We start from the raw sequence: 319 nt of genomic DNA, 5'->3' as shown, positions 1-319 counted from the left end.
TTTCTGGTGGGTGGACTCTTTTCTGCGAAGTGCCATCGCCAAAGACCTCAGCGAGTTTCCCCAGTTGGACGAGTACATGCCTCTCTCGACCCCACCGGAAACTGTGCTCAGTGGCACCGAGACATATTCAGCATCTCCCCGGCCAACGAACTCGTAATCCGTTCCCGGCTGCAGGGTCAATCCTGGAAAGCGCTGGTGCTTTTTTGCGATCCTGATTCGTTTTTTCGTAAGCAGGATCCACCGCGCTCTTTTTTGGCGGTTGTGATCGGACAGGGACGGCATACCACCACGGTCGGCGGAGTGGGCTCCGAAAAACCCG

Origin of the sequence: Thermogutta sp., from assembly GCF_014359955.1 — a bacterium.
Lineage (GTDB): Bacteria > Planctomycetota > Planctomycetia > Pirellulales > Thermoguttaceae > Thermogutta.
Note: the sequence above shows the minus strand (reverse complement) of the source record.